The sequence below is a fragment of the Leptodesmis sp. genome (assembly GCF_052746595.1).
Map to the genome: position 1 here is coordinate 1 of NZ_JBRAGO010000079.1, position 20,957 is coordinate 20,957.

The 20,957-nt window shown below is 50.3% G+C and carries 17 protein-coding genes and 1 pseudogene; 12 read left to right on the plus strand and 6 right to left on the minus strand.

What is annotated here, in order from left to right; genetic code table 11:
• Window positions 1-147 precede the first annotated feature (147 nt).
• Window positions 148-336, minus strand: coding sequence for a hypothetical protein (locus tag ACUVQO_RS16475; RefSeq protein WP_445926939.1), 189 nt, complete (start codon window positions 334-336; stop codon window positions 148-150).
• 183 nt (window positions 337-519) lie between these two features.
• Between ACUVQO_RS16475 and ACUVQO_RS16480 the strand changes: the two are divergent.
• Window positions 520-1,514, plus strand: a pseudogene (locus ACUVQO_RS16480) (solute carrier family 23 protein).
• Between the two features lie 476 nt (window positions 1,515-1,990).
• Here the strand turns inward: ACUVQO_RS16480 and ACUVQO_RS16485 are convergent.
• Window positions 1,991-2,791 (minus strand): class I SAM-dependent methyltransferase, encoded by an 801-nt coding sequence (locus tag ACUVQO_RS16485; RefSeq protein ID WP_445926940.1) that lies wholly within the window; start codon window positions 2,789-2,791, stop codon window positions 1,991-1,993.
• A 261-nt stretch (window positions 2,792-3,052) separates the two neighbouring features.
• Window positions 3,053-6,340, minus strand: a complete 3,288-nt coding sequence (locus tag ACUVQO_RS16490) for a phycobilisome rod-core linker polypeptide (protein WP_445926941.1) — start codon at window positions 6,338-6,340, stop codon at window positions 3,053-3,055.
• 580 nt (window positions 6,341-6,920) lie between these two features.
• Between ACUVQO_RS16490 and ACUVQO_RS16495 the strand changes: the two genes are divergently transcribed.
• From ACUVQO_RS16495 to ACUVQO_RS16545, 11 genes are all read left to right on the plus strand, one after another.
• Window positions 6,921-8,117 carry a class I SAM-dependent methyltransferase gene (locus ACUVQO_RS16495; protein ID WP_445926942.1) on the plus strand — a complete coding sequence of 399 codons (1,197 nt, stop codon included), beginning with the start codon at window positions 6,921-6,923 and terminating at the stop codon, window positions 8,115-8,117.
• A gap of 119 nt (window positions 8,118-8,236) precedes the next feature.
• Complete coding sequence (locus ACUVQO_RS16500) at window positions 8,237-8,656, plus strand: ATP synthase subunit I (protein WP_445926943.1); 420 nt, start codon at window positions 8,237-8,239, stop codon at window positions 8,654-8,656.
• Window positions 8,657-8,715: 59 nt separating this feature from the next.
• Window positions 8,716-9,468 (plus strand): F0F1 ATP synthase subunit A, encoded by a 753-nt coding sequence (atpB, locus tag ACUVQO_RS16505; RefSeq protein ID WP_233743424.1) that lies wholly within the window; start codon window positions 8,716-8,718, stop codon window positions 9,466-9,468.
• A 142-nt stretch (window positions 9,469-9,610) separates the two neighbouring features.
• Window positions 9,611-9,856 (plus strand): ATP synthase F0 subunit C, encoded by a 246-nt coding sequence (gene atpE / locus ACUVQO_RS16510; protein WP_233743425.1) that lies wholly within the window; start codon window positions 9,611-9,613, stop codon window positions 9,854-9,856.
• Window positions 9,857-10,023: 167 nt separating this feature from the next.
• Window positions 10,024-10,449 carry a F0F1 ATP synthase subunit B' gene (locus ACUVQO_RS16515; RefSeq protein WP_233743426.1) on the plus strand — a complete coding sequence of 142 codons (426 nt, stop codon included), beginning with the start codon at window positions 10,024-10,026 and terminating at the stop codon, window positions 10,447-10,449.
• Window positions 10,450-10,547: 98 nt separating this feature from the next.
• Complete coding sequence (locus ACUVQO_RS16520) at window positions 10,548-11,093, plus strand: F0F1 ATP synthase subunit B (protein ID WP_445926944.1); 546 nt, start codon at window positions 10,548-10,550, stop codon at window positions 11,091-11,093.
• Entirely contained in the window at window positions 11,090-11,647 is a 558-nt protein-coding gene (gene atpH / locus ACUVQO_RS16525) for an ATP synthase F1 subunit delta (protein WP_445926945.1), read from the plus strand. Before ACUVQO_RS16520 ends, atpH begins: the two co-directional genes overlap by 4 nt.
• Before the next feature lie 117 nt (window positions 11,648-11,764).
• Window positions 11,765-13,282, plus strand: coding sequence for a F0F1 ATP synthase subunit alpha (gene atpA / locus ACUVQO_RS16530; protein WP_233743429.1), 1,518 nt, complete (start codon window positions 11,765-11,767; stop codon window positions 13,280-13,282).
• A gap of 163 nt (window positions 13,283-13,445) precedes the next feature.
• Window positions 13,446-14,393 (plus strand): F0F1 ATP synthase subunit gamma, encoded by a 948-nt coding sequence (locus ACUVQO_RS16535; protein ID WP_445926946.1) that lies wholly within the window; start codon window positions 13,446-13,448, stop codon window positions 14,391-14,393.
• 174 nt (window positions 14,394-14,567) lie between these two features.
• Entirely contained in the window at window positions 14,568-15,359 is a 792-nt protein-coding gene (locus ACUVQO_RS16540; RefSeq protein WP_445926947.1) for an ABC transporter permease, read from the plus strand.
• Between the two features lie 204 nt (window positions 15,360-15,563).
• Window positions 15,564-16,487, plus strand: a complete 924-nt coding sequence (locus ACUVQO_RS16545; RefSeq protein ID WP_445926948.1) for an ABC transporter ATP-binding protein — start codon at window positions 15,564-15,566, stop codon at window positions 16,485-16,487.
• 62 nt (window positions 16,488-16,549) lie between these two features.
• Here ACUVQO_RS16545 and ACUVQO_RS16550 read toward each other — a convergent pair whose 3' ends face one another.
• The 3 genes from ACUVQO_RS16550 to ACUVQO_RS16560 form a co-directional block, all read right to left on the minus strand.
• Entirely contained in the window at window positions 16,550-17,173 is a 624-nt protein-coding gene (locus tag ACUVQO_RS16550) for a flavin prenyltransferase UbiX (protein WP_445926949.1), read from the minus strand.
• A 51-nt stretch (window positions 17,174-17,224) separates the two neighbouring features.
• Entirely contained in the window at window positions 17,225-19,585 is a 2,361-nt protein-coding gene (locus tag ACUVQO_RS16555) for a ribonuclease R family protein (protein ID WP_445926950.1), read from the minus strand.
• A 268-nt stretch (window positions 19,586-19,853) separates the two neighbouring features.
• Window positions 19,854-20,627, minus strand: coding sequence for a 4'-phosphopantetheinyl transferase family protein (locus ACUVQO_RS16560; protein ID WP_445926951.1), 774 nt, complete (start codon window positions 20,625-20,627; stop codon window positions 19,854-19,856).
• Between the last annotated feature and the right edge of the window lie 330 nt (window positions 20,628-20,957).

A 20,957-nucleotide genomic window follows, 5' to 3' on the forward strand; every position in this document is an offset into this window, starting at 1 on the left:
TTGACTGATGTCAATCCTGAACAAGCTAGCCATTCCCGTTAAAAACTGAACTGAGCACGTAAATTACCAACAAATACAGTTGGATTACTCGTGAAACTATTGGGATTAATAATGGTGTAGAAGGCTGGAACCAGAGCAAAGTTATCATTAATTGTTAATTGGATAATAGTAGGATGCCTCTAGTTCGTACTGGGTGCCACCATCTCCGGCTCCAGATAGGAAAAACCGCGTTCCAGAAAGATAATCAAAGGGAATCAGGAAGGACAACACACCCAATGCGCCTTTTTTACCTAAGTCAGGAAAGCCTAAGCCTGCCTGGAAAGATTGCACTCGCACCTGACCACCTTCCGTTAATGGATTTTTTGGATTAATATCTGTGACACCCTTGGTGGTGCAGAAAACTCCTGAAACCCCTATAAATCAAGGATTCTCACCGAGACAGCGATCTTGAGTTTTATCGGGCGAACGAACGAGGGCAAGGGGTTTCAGGCGCTGTTTTGGTCGTTCAGGTTATCCATCATGAGACTCAAAAAAGTTTTCTGCACCACTCAGACATTTGCCTTGCAAGGTGGACGATCGCCTGAGCAAGCGCTGGCTCTCATCTTTGGGGTTTGTTTCTTTGGTTCGGCTGTAGAAATCATTCTCAGCCGCTTTCTACATCTAATGGGTAGAATTATCACTCCGGTTGTATCGGGTACGGTTGTGATGATTATTGGTCTTGGTTTGATCAAGACCGGAATTATTAGTCTGGCAGGTGGTGTTGCAGCTCAAAAGAACGGTACTTTTGGTAGTGTGCAAAACTTATCTCTGGGAATCGGAGTAATCCTGATTGTTGTGTTTCTTACCATCTCTAAAAACCGATTCCTGCGCATGGGCGCGATCGCCATTGGGCTGGTTGTTGGTTATATTATTGCGGCCATGATGGGGATGGTGGATCTGAGTGTATTGAGTAAATTGCCAATCATCAGCCCCCCAATTCCGTTTCGCTATGGATTAAGCTTTGACATTGGGGCGTTTCTGCTATTCATTCTGCTTTATATTTTGACGGCGATCGCAACCGTGGGAGACTTAACGGCCACCTCTGCGGTTTCGGGAGAACCAGTTTCAGGGGCACTCTACATCCGCCGGATCAAAGGTGGAGTGCTAGGAGATGGAGTGAACTCAGCGATCGCGGTTTTGCTCAACACTTTCCCCAACACGACCTTTAGCCAAAACAATGGCGTGATTCAAATGACGGGCGTTGGTAGCCGCTATGTTGGGTTCTATGTGGCAGGTATCTTTGCTCTGTTGGGCTTGTTACCGATCGTGGGTGGCATTTTCAGGCAATCCCGCAACTCATTTTAGGGGGTGCTACAACCGTGATGTTTGGCTCAATTGCGGTTGCGGGTCTCAGTATTGTCTCATCGGCCAAACTGGATCGACGAGCCATAATTATCGTTGCTGTTTCTTTAGCAACAGGCTTGGGGGTACTTTATGCACCCGAAATTTTCAACGATAAGCCCCCCCCTGATTAAGAATCTATTTGGCTCTAGCATCTCAACCGGAGGATTAACAGCAATCCTTTTGAGTTGGCTATTGCCCAGGCATGAAGTTGCTGAAGATACTCAATCAATTGAAGCAGAAGTCTAAAGTATAGGTGAACCAGGATAAGTTAGGATGGGTCGAACAAACTCTCACCCTCACGATCGCTGTGACATGGGACGATAGGAGATCCAACTCCTTCGCAGTCGTCTGGTTCACTCTCCTGGTGCAGAGATTAACCACAAAGCTGTCATCACTAACGTCATGTGCCGATGCTATCTCACCCACGATTGCACTTTCGTCTTGGCTTAAGTCTAGCTTGTCTTTAGCTGTTCCACTGGACTCATCAGGGCTTGTCAGTAATCAAACGCACTTTAACGATGCGGTTTTATACAGTCCTCGCACAATTTGCTTTCCAGATGCCATCCATCCTTCAGGTCTTTCACCGAAATTAAACAACACTCTAAAACTACTTTGTCGCAACGATCGCCAGATTCCATGCCATGCGCTTCATGCCAGGGAGTTTTTTCAGAAGTCGATCAACCTTTTCCAACTGGCGATAAGTTGGTCTTAATCGTTCGTGTTCGATAATGATTTTCTTCCAATACCGTTCATCGTTAGGATTGATTTTCTCAATCAGATAAAACCTTAAGAAAATCCACAAGGTCGCAATCCAGAAAGTATCGTAGGCAATATGGGAGAACTGCGATCGCACGAAATCCACAATCTCAATATCCAACGGAGTCTCATCTTCGGTTCTCACCGCCGTTGCCATGCGGCGATAGACGTTAATTACTGGATTATGTTTGAGAGGATCCCAGAAGCAAGCTTTGCCACCCGGTTTGAGAACCCGGTACATTTCTCGAATCGTCTGTTCTGGCTGGGGAATGTGATGGAGAAGATTAGAGGCATACACGATGTCAAAGGTGTTGTCTGGAAAGTCGATCGCCATTGCATTAATTACTTTTCCTTCCACCCGCACGCCATATTTGTCAGCTAATTTGATCGCCACATCGACCATACCAGGAGAATAATCAGAGGCAATGCAGTGAGCACCTTTCAGGGCGAAATAAACACTATTCTCGCCAGCCCCACAGCCCAGATCCAATAAACGTTGACCCCGCACATCTCCCAGGTGCCGCAAAATAAAGCGGTTTTCTGGAGCAGTGCAGGCTTCAAAATAATCCGCCACTCGAATGCCATCAACATCAATAGCGGCGGCCCACTGGTCATGGAATTCCTGTTCTTTTCGTAGGATATTGTCTTGCATAATTTCGCCCTTTGTTGGTTAAGAAACCCAATTTTGCCAGAAACCTGGTTGCTTGTAATCAGCTCATCACCTTGAGCATCCCTGTAGAAACCGGGTTTCTGGGAGAATGCTTCACCTAGTATGACAAACAAAAAACCTCTGGCAACAAAACCAGAGGTTAAGGAGTGGCGAAATAAATCTTGTCCAAGCTTAGAGTCTTATTTGGTTGAGAGCAACTAAAGTATTCTAGTTGGACTTGATTGGTCTCAGTTACAAGTCAGCTTATGCTGAGGGATAGCGCTTGTAAGGAACAACGTCTTCCCCAAAGTAGCGGGCATATTCAGCGCTGTTAATCAATGAATCAACCGCTACTTTCAGACCCTGATTAGCAACTAACCCGGTGTACTGCTGAATTTCAACAGAGGTAGCCGGAGAGCGTCCTAACAGGTGGCGGAACAGGAATTCCACAACTTTCAGATCAGGATAGGGCACCAGGAAGCGATCTCGGTAAGCCTCTGAACTAGCCAGCGCTCTGACAAACTCCCGCACGGTGAGAGAACCCTGCCGGAATTGTTGCTCCAGGTCGGGTTGACGGAATTGGGCTACTGATGATTCAGCAACTTCCATCACCTGGCTGTAAATGGCATGGATCACCGCATCCACTTCAACTGCATTCATCCCGGCAGACAGGCGATAAATCCGAGCGGGTTGAGTACTCCGAAGTGCGATCGCTTCCACAGGCTGCGTGGCATAAGAACGACCTGATCCCACATAGGCAGCGGAAGGACTATCGGAAGTACCCAATAAGCTATTGGTACCACTGGTACGAGGTTTGAGAGGTTTAAAGCTAGGCACGACCAGATCCCGATTTTGCTTGGTCAATGTGTTATACAACCGTTGCGTATTGGGATAGTTCGCGGCTGGGAAGGTGAGGTAGCGGTTGTAGGGAACCGTGTCTTCTCCAAAGGCTTCGACGTATTCCGCAGAACCAACCAGAGCCGTGATAAAGGCTTTCAGCCCCTGAGTAGCCAGAATCTGGTTGTACTTCTGTATCTCTGCTTGATCCAATGGCGCACGACCCAGGAAGTGCTTTGTTCCTAACTCAATCACTTTGGTGTTGGGATAGGGGGTGTAGAACTCACGGGTGTAGAGGCTAGAAGTCCCCAAGCCTTCGATAAATTCCTTGACGGTGATGTCACCATTACTCAGCTTGGTTTCCAGAACGGAGAACTCATTCTTAACGATGTAAGGTGCAATATCCCGTTCAAAGATTTGCCGATAGGCGGCACCAATGACAGTCTTGAGGTTGGCCTTGTCTTCCAGATTGGTGAGCTTGAAGACCTTGCTTTGCTCCCGCTTCTTGGTCACGCCCTGGTTAATCCGGTAATCGATATCGGGTTCAGTTCGTACTTCGGTGACGGTACCCAGTTCAATGAAGCGTGGCGTGGATTCGACGGTCACTTTCGCCAGACCGCGATCGCCAATGGAACCTATGCGCAGCGATCGCAGAGCAACTCCAGCCGGAGTCAGATAGCGCTCGTAAGGGACGGTGTCTTCTCCGAAGGCTTCCGCGTATTCCTGGCTGTCGATAATGGCATCAATCAGAGCATAAAATCCCTGCTTGGCACAGATATCAAAGTATTTGTTGGTTTCCTGACGACCGTAGGTAGGACGACCCAACAGCCGACGATGGATGTATTCAACCGCCTTCATTACATATAGGGGAGTCCAGTACAGACTACGGAAGGTGTTGGATTTAGCCAGTTGCCGGACAAATTCCCGCACCGTGATTTCGCCGTTTTCCAGCTTGATTTCGGCGACTTTCAAACGCTGACCGTCGTACACATCGCGGCCAAACACCTGCAGGTAGGCGGCCTTAATCACCGCCTGAGTCGAACTCTCAGAAAACTTGATGCTGCTACCCCGACTGTCAGAAGTGCGGCTGCTGTCGCCAAAGACCCCGCGCCGAGTTAACCCTGTGAAGCTGGGAATTTGATCCAGCTTAAACACCTTCGGCCCTAGAGTACCGGGCGCAACGCCTCTAGCTCCGGGATTACTCAATTGGTTATTGATGCCAGGGCCACAATGAATTAAAATCCGGCGAGTATCTTTGCTGAAGGGAGCAGGGCTGGCACTGGGATTGCGGGTTTCTTTCGGGAAGATCGCACCAAATTGGATTTCCAGGTTGTCATTGCCAGAGCCGTAAGGATGCTGGTCGGGTAAGGGCCGATCGTAGGACGCAAAAGTCGTCAGGAACTGAGGCACCTTCCGGAACGGAGCGCTGTACTTAAATAGATCCTGTTGTGGCCCCCAGTTGCGACATTCTTGAGCTTCCTGACCCAATCCCCGCAGGTAGGGAACTGTTTCTTCGCCAAAGTAATCCGCATATTCTTTAGAATCGACCAGGGCATCCACCAGCTTGGGCAGTCCACCCTTGGAAACGATGTCAAAGTAACGCTGCACTTCTTCCCGTGAGCTTGGTCCACGACCCAGAATATGACGGAAAGCCAGTTCCAGAGCACGGCTATTGATGTAGGGTTCAAAGAAGTTTTTGCGATAGAGAGGCGATTTTGCCAGCCGACGAATGAACTCCTTCATGGAGATTTCGCCGTTCTTGACCTTGGATTCCAGGTCAGAGATGCCCAGAGAGTAGGCGCGAGTGATGTCCCGCTCGAACACTTGCCGATAGGCGGCCTTGACCACTTCGTTCTTTTCCGAAGCTGAAAGGCCTGGCTTCATCACGAACTTGGGACGGCGTTCAGCGGCATTGAAATAGATTTGAGGCAGTTGTAAACCTTGCAGGTCTGGGGAAGGACGTTGGCGCAGTTTATCGGAAGGAGTGGCTCCCTTAAATTCTGTAATCAGCACATCAAAATATTGGCCGACGATGCCTTCCGCGTCCGCATCCCCCCGGAAGTAGGTTAGAGCCGCCGATCGCATCTTCTGTAATGCCACGATCGTCGCTTCGCCAGAACAGGCCCGTTCAATAATTTCCCGCAGTCCCCGCACGTTTACCGAGAGGATGTTGGGATCTCCAGCCACGATCGCATAAGTGGTGTAGCGCAGGAACCAGCTTAAGTCCCGTAAGGACTTGGCCATATTGCTGGGGCCATACCGGGCAATGTTAATCGGTCGGAAACCAGCAGGAGCGGGGCCACTATCGGGAGTCAGAAAGACCGAGCGAATCCCACCTAGCAGTCCACCACCACCCGTTTTGGTATCGACAAAGGTAACAGTTCCTAATTTCATGCCTTCCTGGATGGTCATCGCGGTTCCACCCTTGGTCATGACAACTTCTTCGGCAGGAGGTTTTTCTAGAAATGCCATCGGGGAGCCACCTGTAAAGATGCTATTTGCCGCCCGTGACACGATAATGTCTGAATTTCGGGTGAGGGTTTCCGCGATCGCCAGACGCTTTAAGCCGGAATTGAAATAAGTTGACAGCGCGTCTAATTCACCTTTCCCAGGGAAGCGGTCTTGCTGTTCAGCTTGAGAAATGGTTGCGACGGCTAAGGTTTGGTAAAGGTTAGGGCGTGCAACTGAGCTTCCACCACTTGCTTTAACACTCATTGGATTTCAAAAGCTCCCATCAAGGATTGTTACTGTGTTAAATCTGACCAAAGTGTCACCTGACAGCCATTCATAAAACTGCCTCAGCAAAAGAGGCTCCCTTTTAAGAAGCCTTGAGGACGACGGCGCAGGGTCAACCAGCTCAATAATTAGAGTAAAACGATTCGGAACCCACAACCGCTTTATTAAAAAGTGTGTAGTCCTGATTCGCTTGATTTATCGACCAATAATAGAGGATTGGGGGAACCTGTCTGAGAAGTCAGAAAAGTTTTGTAACAAAACGAATAATGCTGGTATGGAAGTTTTTTCAAGTTGTTTTTGGGGCTTCTCTAACTGGTGCTTCTCTAAAAGTTCGAGACACTAGGAGGAGTAAAGGCAGCAGGCCAAGGGCGAAGGATAGGGGACAGAAGCAAAGGTAGAAGGATTAACAGCTATCAAACTTTGTACGATGGGTTAGGTAGCCGTCGTAACACGTCCAATGGGTAGAGATGAGGCGCTACGCGGTGTTAACCCATCTACGTAATGCTTCTGCCCTCTGCCCCACCCCTATTCATCAATCTTTATAACTGCTATTTCACCTATGTCAGAAGAACAAACCATCAGTCGTGCGGTTGCCAAACTCTACGATATGTATCCCTTTCCGCCCGAGCCCTTACTGGATGAACCGCCTCCAGGGTATAACTGGCGCTGGAATTGGTTAACCGCCTACAGTTTTTGTACCGGCCGCAAGCCGGACAACCAGGACATCCGGATTCTGGATGCAGGATGTGGTACAGGTGTGGGAACAGAATATTTGGTGCATCTCAATCCGCAAGCCCATGTGATCGGGATTGACCTTAGTGCGGGAGCCTTGGCAGTAGCAAAAGAGCGCTGCCGTCGATCGGGTGCAGACCGGGTGGAATTCCATCACCTGAGTCTGTTTGATGCTAACGATCTACCGGGAGAGTTTGACCTGATTAATTGTGTGGGCGTGCTGCATCACACTCCAGATCCGATTCGGGGCATTCAAACCCTGGCAATGAAGCTAAAACCCGGTGGTCTGATGCACGTCTTTGTTTATGCCGAGATGGGACGCTGGGAAATTAAATTGATGCAGGAGGCGATCGCCCTTCTCCAGGGGCCAAATCGGGGCGACTATGAAGATGCGGTGAAAGTCGGTCGCCAAATTTTTGCTGCTTTGCCGGAGAATAATCGTCTGGTGCGGCGAGAAAAAGAACGCTGGTCACTGGAGAATCAGCGGGATGAAAATTTCGCTGATATGTACGTTCATCCCCAGGAGATCGACTACACAATAGACACACTATTTGATCTGATTGATGCCTCCGGGCTAGAGTTTATCGGCTTCTCCAATCCCTGTACCTGGGATTTAGCAGCATTGTTGGGCAAGGAACCAGAGTTACTCCAGCGGGCGGAAGGATTGGACGATCGCCAGCGCTACCGTTTGATCGAGTTACTCAATCCCGAAGCCATTACCCACTACGAATTCTTTCTGGCTCGTCCGCCGCTGCCCAGAATGGATTGGAGCTCTGATACTGCCCTCTCCCAGGCGATTCCTGAACGGAACCCCTGCATGGAAGGCTGGCCCAGCCGCAGTCTGTTTAATGAAGACTATCAGGTGGTTCAACTGACTCCAGCAGAATTTGAATTTCTGAAAGCCTGCGACACAAATCTTAGCCGCAAGGCAGTACAGGAAATTCTTGCTAACAGTCCCCTCAATCTCAATCACGTCCGCTCCTTGCTGAATCAACGGCTAATTTTGTTAACTCCAGGACGTTAAGTATTATTACTCTCTGCGTGATATGATCCTTCAGGGATTGAAACATTGCTGTTGTTGCTCAGTACTGCTTCGTCAGTTCTGAGAGAAATGCGGCTGTAAATCGCTCGCTGACATCTCCTATGACCACATCTAAAACACCAGATGCTGCTCAGGCTAATCCTTTATCGGAGGAGCCAAATGCCTCCATGCAAGAGTTCTACCAGTTGCAGCAGGAATTACTGCTGACCACGATCGTGCTCACAGGGGTAATTTTCGGCTTTGTCTGGGTGTTTTATTCCTTAAATATCGCTCTGAATTATTTATTAGGAGCGTGCACAGGTGTGGTTTACTTGAAAGTGTTGGCCAGAAACGTTGAGCGACTCGGTAGGCAGAGAAGGCATTTAGGCAAGTCTCATCTTGCGATTTTTATTGGGCTGATTATAGTAGCAACCCAATGGAATCAGCTACATGTGCTGCCTTGTTTTTTAGGTTTTCTCACCTATAAAGCGACTCTACTGATTTACATGTTTCGCAGCTTAATGCCCTCAGACTCTCGCTAGTTAGGCATTTGTCGTTTTCACCCCCCCCTGCACCTTCTGGGAAAACCACTTAAAGTCCAATGTTAAGTTTTCTCACTATTCCCACGCTTCCTCTCGCCAGTTTAGAAGTCGGGCACCACTTTTACTGGCATATTGGCAATCTCAAAGTTCACGGACAGGTCTTTCTGGTGTCGTGGATTGTGATTGGCTTGCTGGTGATTGCCTCGATCGCCGCAACTCGCAATATCCAGCGGGTTCCCCAGGGAATTCAAAACCTGATGGAGTATGCGTTTGAGTTTGTGCGAGAGATCGCCAAAAACCAGCTGGGTGAAAAAGAATATCGCCCTTGGTTGCCGTTTATTGGTACCCTCTTCCTGTTTATTTTTGTCTCCAATTGGTCGGGAGCCTTAGTTCCCTGGAAGTTGATTAAGCTTCCTGAGGGGGAACTAGCTGCCCCCACCAACGACATCAACACGACGGTGGCATTGGCTTTGCTGGTATCGCTGGCATATTTCTATGCCGGATTTCGCAAAAAGGGTCTGGGCTATTTCGCGAAATATATCCAGCCCACACCAGTTCTGCTACCAATTGCCATCTTAGAAGACTTCACCAAGCCGCTATCCCTAAGCTTCCGTCTTTTCGGGAATATCCTGGCAGACGAGTTGGTGGTAGCTGTGCTGGTTCTCTTGGTGCCTCTGTTTGTGCCGTTGCCAGTGATGTTGTTGGGCTTGTTTACTAGCGCGATTCAGGCACTGGTATTTTCCACTCTGGCTGGTGCTTACATCCATGAGGCACTGGAAGGACACGGAGGAGAAGAGCATGAGGCGCATTAGTGCCCTCAATCAATAGGTTTGGATTTTGGATGGGCGATTGGTTTTCGTCTCAGATGAGGCGTTCCCAAAATCCAAAATCCAAAATCCAAGATCTCCAAGATCTCATTGTTTTGTTCACTTAAGAGTTAGAGGAAACATCATCATGAATCCAATGATTGCTTCTGCATCTGTTCTGGCTGCTGCCCTAGCCATTGGCTTGGCTGCGATCGGCCCTGGTATTGGCCAAGGGAATGCCTCTGGTTCCGCCGTTGAAGGGATTGCTCGTCAGCCCGAAGCAGAAGGCAAAATCCGAGGTACTCTGCTGTTAACTCTGGCGTTCATGGAGTCTCTGACCATCTACGGTTTGGTAATTGCGCTGGTATTGCTGTTCGCGAACCCCTTCTCCTAGGTCAAACGCTTGACAACATAGGGATGCTGTATGTGTCCCTATGTTGTTTTGAATGCTGGAGGGGAGGAATGGGTTGGATAACGCAGTTGCCCCGATAAGTATTGTTGCTGGCAGGCAACGAATTTACAACGATCAATCCTTTGTAATGGCAGTTGGCAAGGTAAACCATGTTTGATTTCGATGCAACTCTGCCGCTAATGGCAGTGCAGTTTCTGATCCTGGTCGCGATTCTGAATGCCGTTTTCTACAAGCCGTTGATGAAGGCGATTGACGAGCGGAATGACTACATCCGTCGCACGCAGGTAGAAGCGCAGGAACGGTTATCAAAGGCGCAAAATCTGGCTCAACAGTATGAGCAAGAATTGGCTGATACCCGTAAGCAATCGCAAGCGTTGGTGGCGGCGGCTCAGGCGGATGCTCAAAAGATTGTGGCGCAGAAAATTGCTGAAGCTCAGGAAGAAGCACGATTGCAACGGGAACAGGCTCAGAAGGAGCTAGACCAACAGAAGCAGGAGGCACTGCGTTCGCTTGAACAGGAAGTGGATGCATTGAGTCACCAGATACTGACAAAACTCCTGGGCACAGCCGCTTAACTTGATCGCAACTGGAATCAATTGGGTTTGGTTAGCCGTTGGCTTAGAGGAGTGACCTGTATAGGAGCAAGATGGGGAATGGCGTAGACATGAACAGTATGGGAAGTATTTTTTGGTTAATTGCAGAAGTCGGAGCGGTAGCTTCTGAAGAGGGTGGGTTTGGCATAAACTTCAATATTCTGGAAACGAATATTATTAACCTGGCGATCGTGATCGCGATCCTGGTTTACTTTGGTCGCAGTTTCTTAGGGAAGGTACTCGCTGAACGTCGCTCTAATATTGAGACCGAGATTACGGAAGCGGAACAGCGCAAGCAACAAGCCGCCGCCGCCTTGGCTGATGAACAGCAAAAACTGGCTCAGGCTCAGCAAGAAGCTGCTCGCATCCGCGCCCAGGCTGAAGAACGGGCAACGGCAGCGCGGAAAGCCATTCTGGATCAAGCTGAGAAGGACATTCAGCGACTGCGAGAGTCGGTAAGTCAAGATGTAAATACAGAACGAGAACGCGCGATCGCTGAACTGCGCCAGCAAATTGCTGTTCTGGCCTTGCAAAAGGCGGAGTCCGATCTGCCTTCTCGCCTTAATGATGACGTGCAGAGAAACATTATTGACCGCAGTATTGCGATGCTTGGAGGTGCTTCATGAAGGAAGGCGGAGTCAAAGGCGAAATTCTGGAACGCTATGCTCAGGCACTCCTGTCCCTGGCTCAGGACAGCAACATTCTGGATCAAGTGGGAAATGACATTAACTCCATCTTTGATGTGCTGAAACATTCCCCCGACTTGCAAGAGTTTCTGAACAATCCGCTGATCAAGCTATCCGATAAGAAGGCGGTTTTGAATCGGATTTTAGGTGATAGTGTACATCCCTACACGCGAAATTTCGTTCAGGTTCTCGTCGATCGTCGTCGAATCATGTTCCTGGAAGGCATTTGCAAAGAATTCCAGGCCCTGCTGCGGAAGCTGAACCAGACTGTTCTGGCTGAAGTTACCTCAGCAAGAGAGTTGACCGATGATCAAAAGAACAGCCTGCGCGAGAAGGTCTTAGCTATGACTGGAGCGCGGCAGGTGGAGCTGGAAACTCGTATCGATCCAGAGTTGATTGGTGGTGTTGTCATCCGCATTGGCTCCCAGGTGATTGATGCCAGCCTGCGAGGACAACTGCGGCGCCTCTCTCTCCGCCTCAGCAATGTGGCTTAGTGCCCTGAGCAGAATGAGTTTTGCTGGGTGAGTCAAGCCTTGCTGGCATCAACCTCTCGGAAGCCAAAATTCAAACGTTGAAACTTAAACCCTCGTTCACTCTTAAGAGAGCAACCTATGGTAAGCATTCGACCTGATGAAATTAGCAGCATTATTCGTCAGCAAATTGAGCAGTACGACCAGGGCGTAAAAGCGTCTAATGTGGGAACCGTACTGCAAGTGGGTGACGGAATTGCCCGGATCTATGGCCTGGATCAGGTGATGTCCAGTGAACTGCTGGAATTTGAAGACGGTTCAATCGGTATCGCCCTCAACCTGGAAGAAGATGATGTGGGAGCGGTGTTAATGAGTGCCGGGATTGGCATTGAAGAAGGCAGCACCGTCAAAGCAACGGGCCGGATTGCCGAAGTTCCTGTCGGTGAAGCGCTGATTGGCCGGGTTGTAGATCCCCTCGGTCGTCCGATCGATGGAAAGGGCGAAATTCACACAACTGAAACTCGTCTGCTGGAGTCTCCTGCTCCCGGCATCATTTCCCGGAAGTCCGTGTACGAACCTCTACAAACCGGAATTACGGCTATTGACTCTATGATTCCCATTGGTCGAGGCCAGCGGGAATTGATCATCGGCGACCGTCAGACGGGTAAGACTGCGATCGCAATCGACACCATCCTCAACCAGAAGACTGAAAACGTCATTTGTGTGTATGTGGCAATTGGTCAAAAGGCTTCCACCGTTGCCAACATTGTCAACAACCTGCGGGAACGTGGAGCAATGGACTATACCATTGTGGTTGCCGCGAATGCGAATGACCCCGCTTCGCTGCAATATCTGGCTCCTTATGCTGGGGCTTCGATGGCTGAGTACTTTATGTACAAGGGCAGACACACCCTGGTGATTTACGATGACTTGTCGAAGCAAGCTCAAGCCTACCGACAAATGTCGTTGCTGCTGCGTCGTCCCCCTGGACGGGAAGCTTATCCTGGGGACGTTTTCTACCTCCACTCCCGTTTGCTGGAGCGGGCCGCCAAGCTGAGTCCTGAATTGGGTGAAGGGAGCATGACGGCGCTGCCGATCGTGGAAACCCAAGCTGGTGACGTATCCGCTTACATTCCCACCAACGTGATTTCGATTACGGATGGTCAAATCTTCCTGTCATCCGACTTGTTCAACTCCGGTTTGCGTCCCGCTGTGAATGCAGGTATCTCGGTGTCCCGTGTGGGTTCTGCCGCCCAAACCAAGGCCATGAAGAAAGTGGCCGGTAAGGTGAAACTAGAACTGGCTCAATACGATGACCTGCAAGCCTTTGCTCAGTTTGCCTCTGATCTGGATAAGGCGACTCAGAACCAACTGGCACGTGGCCAGCGACTAAGGGAGATTTTGAAGCAACCTCAGTATGCCCCGCTGTCGGTCGCTGAACAGGTCGCCGTCATCTATGCCGGAATTAACGGCTATTTAGATGACATTGCGGTGGATAAAGTTACTTCCTTCCTCAAAGGACTGCGGGAATACCTGGCTAGCAGCACTCCTCAATACGGTGAAATCATTCGCGAGAAGCGGGAATTGACCGCAGATGCTGAGGCCATCCTGAAGGGCGCGATCGACGAATACAAAAAGACGTTCGCGGCGGCGGCTTAAAAAGTGATGAGTTTTGAGTTATGAGTTTTGAGTCGCGTTCAACCTATCTCAAAATTCATAACTCAAGATGATGAATGGTTTTCAGTTTTGAGTTTTTGATGGAGGAATTCTTTTCACCCCTAACTCAAAACTAAACACTCAAAACTCAAAACTCCCTAATACTATGCCTAATCTAAAAAGCATCCGTGACCGGATTCAATCGGTCAAAAACACGAAGAAAATTACCCAAGCGATGCGATTGGTGGCGGCGGCCAAGGTGCGTCGTGCTCAGGAGCAGGTGATTGCCACCCGTCCGTTTGCTGATCGTCTCGCTCAGGTGCTTTATGGTCTGCAAAGCCGTTTGCGGTTTGAAGAAGCCAACCTGCCTTTACTACGGACTCGCGACGTTAAGACTGTCGGGCTGCTGGTGATTTCGGGCGATCGAGGGCTGTGCGGAGCCTACAACTCTAACGTCATCCGACGGGCCGAAAACCGGGCGCAGGAATTGAAAGCCGATGGATTAGATTACAAGTTCGTGCTGGTGGGACGTAAAGCAGTGCAGTATTTCCAGCGCCGTAATCAGCCCATTGAAGCCACCTTTACTGGCTTGGAGCAAGTTCCTACGGCCTCAGAAGCTGCTCAAATTGCTGATGCACTGCTGGCTTTGTTTCTGTCAGATACGGTCGATAAAGTGGAGCTAATTTACACCCGATTTGTATCTTTGATTAGCTCTCGTCCGGTGATTCAAACTCTGCTGCCGCTCGACCCACAAGGATTAGAAGCCGCAGATGATGAAATCTTCCGGTTAACGACTCGCGGTGGACAGTTTCAGGTGGAACGGGAAAAGGTAACACCCCCAACGCAGGCATTCCCCCGAGACATGATCTTTGAACAAGATCCGGTTCAGATTCTGGATGCCCTGTTGCCTCTGTACCTGAACAATCAGTTACTGCGTGCTCTTCAAGAATCAGCAGCCAGTGAGTTGGCTTCCCGGATGACGGCGATGAGTAGTGCCAGCGACAACGCGGCTCAGTTAATTGCCTCCCTGACCCTGTCTTACAACAAGGCGCGGCAGGCGGCCATTACCCAGGAAATTCTGGAAGTGGTTGGTGGTGCGGAAGCCCTGAAATAAAGCCACGACATCTCCTTCACCCCTCTCCTACAAGGCGAGGGGTTTTGAAATGAGATTGTTTCTCTGCCTCCCTCTCCGACACGGAAAAGGAGGCTGCGAGGAAGAGGCCTGTGCGGATTAACATTCCATCAAACCAATTTTTGAAGCGTCTGTATCGCAGGCGCTTTCGTTATTATGAAATACTGGACTGAAACGATCGCGATTGCCCAACGAATCTTGATCGAATTGGGAAGACGACGGCGCAGCCTGATCTTTTGGGCCGCATTTCCGATCGCTGTCCTGATTCTGAATGGGCTGATCTTTGCCGAACGGTCTAAAACCGCCTTGCCGGAACCGCTGACGCTAGGACAGGCACTGGAACGAGCCGCCCCCGCTACCCTGGTAGGAGCCGCCCTCTTCTTCAGTTGTTTAGGGGGTAGTGTGGCGACGGTGGTAACTGAGCGAGAACATCACACCTTGAAGCGATTATTTCTCAGTCCCCTGAGTGGAATCTCCTATTTTCTGGGAATCGGTCTAGCTCACAGTGCGATCGCCCTCGCACAGACGGTGTTAGTGGGGGGAGTGGCGATCGGGTTAGGTGCCCACTTTCAAGGTTCTCCCCTGCTGATTGCCATGATTATTCTGTTGAGCATCCTGGCCTATGTTGGGGTAGGTTTCATTCTGGGTACCCAACTGGCCCGTCGTACTGAGGACGTGAATACGCTGGTGGCTGCATTTGGAGTTCCCTTACTCATTCTGGGTGGAGCCTTCGTGCCCGCTTTCATCTTTCCCAAAATTCTCTTAGACCTGGCGCAATATAACCCCATTTATCACATGAACGAAGCCCTCACCAAAACCGTTGCTGAGGGTAGCAGCCTCTCCGATATTGCCCTTCACTTCTGGTTTCTGGTTGGTTTTGCTGTCCTCATGGTTGCTGCCGGATGGCTGTCCTACCAGCGAATGTTGAGAGTGGAGCGCAAGTTGTGAGGGGAGTGGGGTGTAGGGTGTGGGGCACGGGAGATGATGGGATGATGAGTAGGTGGATGGGTAGGTGAGTGCGTGGGTGGATGAGGGGATGAGTGAATCGTTGAAATTATGAATTTCTCGCTCATCTCCCTCACCTTCCCCATCTTCCCGCGCCCCAATTCCTCATTCCTAATCCCTAACCCCTAATCCCCAATCCCCCTAACCGTGTTAAAAGTTGACCACCTGACCAAGACCTACAACCAAGGAAAAGCCCTGGATGATTTGAGTTTCTCAGTTTCAGCAGGGCAGATTTATGGCCTGTTGGGGCCAAATGGATCGGGGAAGACAACCACGATTAATATTATTTGTAATTTGCTGGCTGCTGATCGTGGCACAGTTCTGATCAATCAGGAACCCCCATCTCCAAAAACCAAGTCCTGGATTGGGGTTGTTCCTCAAGAAACGCTGGTTTACCGCTATCTCACCTGTGCGGAAAACCTCAGCTTTTTTGCCAGCCTATACGGTGTTCGGGGAAAACGAAAGGTTGCACGAATTCAAGCATGTCTAGAAGCCGTTGGATTGGCCGATCGCGCTGATAGTGTGGCTGAAACGCTGAGTGGAGGCATGCAGCGGCGGTTGAGTATGGCGATCGCCCTGGTGCATCAACCCCAACTCCTGATCCTGGATGAACCCACAGCGGGGCTGGATCTGGAGGCGCGGTATGAAATGTGGGAATTAATCCACGAGTTAAAAAGTCAGAACATTACCGTACTGCTGACCACTCACTTGCTGGATGAAGCTGAACGGTTATGCCAAAAGATTGGCATTTTGAAACAGGGACGGTTACTGGCTGAAGGCAGCATGGCCGAATTGCGGCGGTGGATTCCGGCTGAAGAAATCATTCTGGTGAAAACCGACCAGGAAGCGGCTGCGATCGCCCGTGCCCAGGAACTGGGTTTTACTCACCGTCATTATGGGAATGAACTCGCCTTCTGGTTGCCGCGATCGATGGAATTAAAAGAAATTCTGGCTGCCTTCGATGGTATTCCTCTCAACTTCATCTCCCGCCAACCCATTTGCCTGGAATATATCTACCTGGAAGTTATGCACCGCGACCGAACCTTTCGATCTGGCAAGCAGTTGGGATAACCTTGATACAACTGCTAGACCATCCTGATCTCACCCTTCAAGCATGTGCAGCCTTTCAAAACTCATACCCGCTCCCCGCCTTGCCAGCGTTTGAGCGGTACGCAGTCAATATCCACCTGATCTAAGGCTCGTGCCACGACAAAATCCACTAAGTCTTCGATCGTCTGCGGTTGGTGATACCAGGCGGGAATGGCAGGGACAATGCATGCTCCGGCTTCGGCCAGGGTGGTGAGGTTGCGGAGATGAATCAGGCTGAAAGGGGTTTCGCGAGGCACCAGAACCAGTTTACGGCCTTCTTTCAGTTGTACATCTGCGGCTCGTTCTAGCAGATCGGAACTGAGGCCAGCGGCCAATTTAGCAACGGTACTCATGCTGCAGGGGATGACGATCATGCCCAGAGTTTTGAACGAACCACTGGCGATCGTCGCGCCCACATCGCCAGCCGGATGACAAATCAGTTTTCCACCTGTCATCACATCAGCCTGCTGGCGCCAGAACTGTTCCTGTTGTACTGGATCGGGAGGCATTCGCACATTCTGTTCTGCCTGCCAGACCTGATAGACGGCTCTGGAAGCCACCAGTTCAATTGCATAGTCCGCTTCTAAAAGAAACTTCAGCGATCTCACTGCATAGATGAGGCCGGACGCTCCTGTAACACCCAAAATCAGGGGACGAATGCTGTTCATAAGGACGTACAGCGATTCACCCCTACAAGAGGAATTTGGGCTCCAATCGCCTTAGAGTTCATCGTCATCGGCAGGGGCGTCCGTGTCCTCATCAATTTCTGGTTCTTCGGAGGCTTCACTGCCACCCCCAACGGCTAATAGGTCGATCTGTTGTCGGTAATAGTCCACGCTCTTGACCTGGACTTCGATGCGATCGCCCAGCCGGTACTGTTTGCGGTTTTTGCGACCGACCAGAGTTTGCTGACGAGAACGGTATTCGTACCAATCGTCTTTCAGGGAACTGACGTGTACCAATCCTTCCACCAGCAGTTCTTCAATTTCCACAAATAGGCCGTAGGATTGCACTCCGGTAATCAGACCGTGGAAGACTTCTCCGGTGCGTTCCCGCATCAACTCGGCTTTCTTCAGCCCTTCTAGATCCTGTTCGGCTTCCTGGGCAATGCGTTCCCGTTCCGTGAGATGCACCACCACCCTATGGAAATGGAATTCCAATTCCTGATGGATTTCTGGCGGCAGGACGTTCCAGCTAATTTCACCATGACAGGAACTGTGCCGGAGATCGACCACTTCTTTGGCACGGCTGGTTTTGCGATCGCGCCCCTCATTAAAGACAGCGTGCAGCACCCGCTGAATCAACAAATCGGGATAGCGTCGCACCGGGGAGGTGAAATGGGTATAGCCGTCTTCCAGCGCCAGTCCGAAGTGAGATTTGGGAGTGGTGCTGTAAAAAGCTGGCTTGAGAGTTTCCAGCAACAGGTAAGTCAGGACACGCTCGGCATCGGACTCAGCAAACTTCTGGGTGAAGTACTGGTAGTCTTGGGGTCGCACAGTGTCTTCCTGTTCCAGATGCAGGTCGATGCCCATACTGCTTGCCAGTTTCATCAACTCCTGCACATCATCCGGGTCAGGAGTAGGATGCACCCGGTAGATGCCAGGAACACCCAACGCCTGCAAGTGAGCGGCCACCAGTTGATTTGCCAACAACATGAACTCGGCCAGCATCGTGTGGGTGGGAATGGAGGGAGAGACGACCATTGCACCTAACGCCCCCTCATCGTCATAGTGGAACTTGGGCCTGAATAATGCCTCATGTTCTGGCTTACTGCTGGCATCCAGGGGCAGCGGTTTCTCCGGAAGATTGAGCTCAAAGGCTCCCCGCTGCTGACGCTGCTGTTTCAAGACGCGGCTCAGGTTAGCCAGGTTATCGATCCACTCCAAAATCGGGGCAAATTGTTTGAGATCTGCTTTTGACAGAGAATTTTCGTCGCTAGCTCGTTCCAGGATAGCCTGGGTTTGCTGGTAGCTGAGTTGATAATCAACCTGAATCACACTGGGCTGAATTTCGTATTCCAGCACCTGCCCTGCCGCATCCAGCGTCACCAAGACTGAGATAGCCAGCCGATCTTTGCCGACTAAAAAGGCACACAGGTTGCTGGTAATTGGCGCAGGTAGCATAGGAACGATCTTGTTGCCCAGATAGACGGACACCCCGCGTTTCTGAGCTTCCCGATCGATCGCCGAATCCGGCTCCACATAATAGGCCACATCGGCGATATGAATGCCCAATTGCCAGTCACCCGACTCTGTTTTTTCCAGGGTAATGGCATCATCCAGGCCATCCAGTTTGTCGGGCTGGGTGTCAGGTTTGATGGTGAGGGTGGTGATCTGGCGCAGATCCAGCCGACTTTTCAGTTCCGTTTTCGTGATTTTGGTGGGCAGGTCAGCGGCGGCTTCTTCTACGGCAACCGGAAACTCGGAAGGCAGATCGTATTTGCAGCAGACGATATCTACATCCGAGGCATCGGTGTCTCCACCCAAAATCCGGGCCACTCGGCCAATTGGAGGATGCTGCCCCAGGGGATACCGCAACACCTGGACGTGTACCAGTTGATCCACGGCCTGCTCGATTGGTTCACCGTTGGGTTGCAACATCAACTCAAACAGTAGCCGATCGTCCAAAGGAACGGCACGAAAGCCATCATCGGTCTGTTTCACTCGCGCTAGTACAGATGGATTGGATCGCTCCAGGATCAACCGCACTTCGCCTTCTGGACTGCGCCGACGGCTACCTTCCTTGGTGACTCGCACCAGCACCCGATCGCCATTCCAGGCATTATTTAACTGGCTTTCTCGGATATAGATATCTTCCGATCCTTCGATATCCTGGATGGCAAAACAGAATCCTTTACTGGAGCAGCGCAGTTTCCCTTCGACCACGCCGTCTTCCGAAACCCGGCGATACCGCCCGCGATCTTTAACCAGAATGCCGATTTTCTCCAGTGCATCCAGGGCGATCTGCAGTTTGCGAATGCTGGCATCATCCTTACAATCCAGCTTTTTCTCTAAAGCCTTGGGCGCGACTAATTTGTCATCTGTAAAGTTAGCAAGCAGGGCGGAGATCGAAAATTCCATGAAGCGATTAACCTTCGTTTGTGTGATTGCGTACCGAGCTATCTGGAAATGTTGCGACACAGGAAAGAGCGTTGATTGAGGTTGTTCCAAAGTTGGAAACCTTCACAAGACTCTGATGGAGATCTGGAACTGCAAATCACGTGTACACCTAGTTGTACACCCGGTTGATTGAATTCCGCTCAGGTTGTTAACTTTTCCACACTTCTCCAACACTCTCAATTAATACTTTCGCATGAGACGCAAAACTGTCAAATTTTGTGAAATAAATTCACTCAAGGAATGGGCGATCACTGCTCCCTTTTTGCCATTCAAAAAATAGAAATTCTGCCTCTGGTCGGGGAATTGCGATCGCGCCACTGTAGTTCTCTTCCGGCTCAAATAGGCGGATTTGCCAGGATTGGGTTGGATAGCGTTGAGCCAGATCGCCTTGGAGATGTACGGAGCAATCGGGCAAAGAAATCTCGACGCTAGATAGTCCGGCTAATCCCTGACCCGTTGCTTTCAGGACGGCTTCTTTCCCCGTCCAATAGTCAAAAAAAGCCGTCTTTTGCACTTCACCAGATAGCTTGTTTAAAGCCTGCTGTTCTGATGTTGAGAAAAACCGTTGAACAATTTCCATCCTATCGGCCATTGTTCTCTGATATTCCACGTCAATCCCAACGGGAAAATTCACAGCGATCGCATAAACGACCAGATCCTGGGAGTGCGCCAGGTTAAACTGCACATTCGGCCAGCCCGGACTGCGAGACAGCACTGGTTTACCGTGGGCTTCGTAATCGAATTTCAAAGTTGCTGGATCGGTTTCCAGATAACGTCCCAGCAATGACCGTAACAGACCACGACTGATTAGCGATCGCTGTTGATGCTGCACAAATCGGAAGCGCTCGACCTTGGCTTGCTCATCTAGTGATAAGGATTGAGCGAGTTGTTGGGCGATCGCAGGTGGCTGAATTAAACTCGCTCGCCAGACATGAACGGTTCCTGCTGGTGGCAGAGCTGCGATCGAACTAGGTTGCCAAACCACTGAACGTCCCTGCCCCACCGCTCCTCCTAAGACCATTTCCAAAAACGAAGACTACAAAAAATTTGGTGCAGAAGGGAACGGCCATTTGCCCCTACCAAGATGTGTCGTTTCAAGTTAGAGAATTGGTATGACTTAGAGAATTGATATAACACCTACTCACAACATCCATTCACAATCAAAAAGAGGCCAGACTGACCTCCCGCTACTTAGAGACTGAATTGGATTCAGCTAGAAAACCTACTCTTGCAAAGAAATCACTGTTTTCAACTTGAACCGGATTCAGTCCAGAACTAAACTTTATCCAAGTCCAGAACGGTAGTTTCTCTGATCGGAAAACCACCGTTCTCT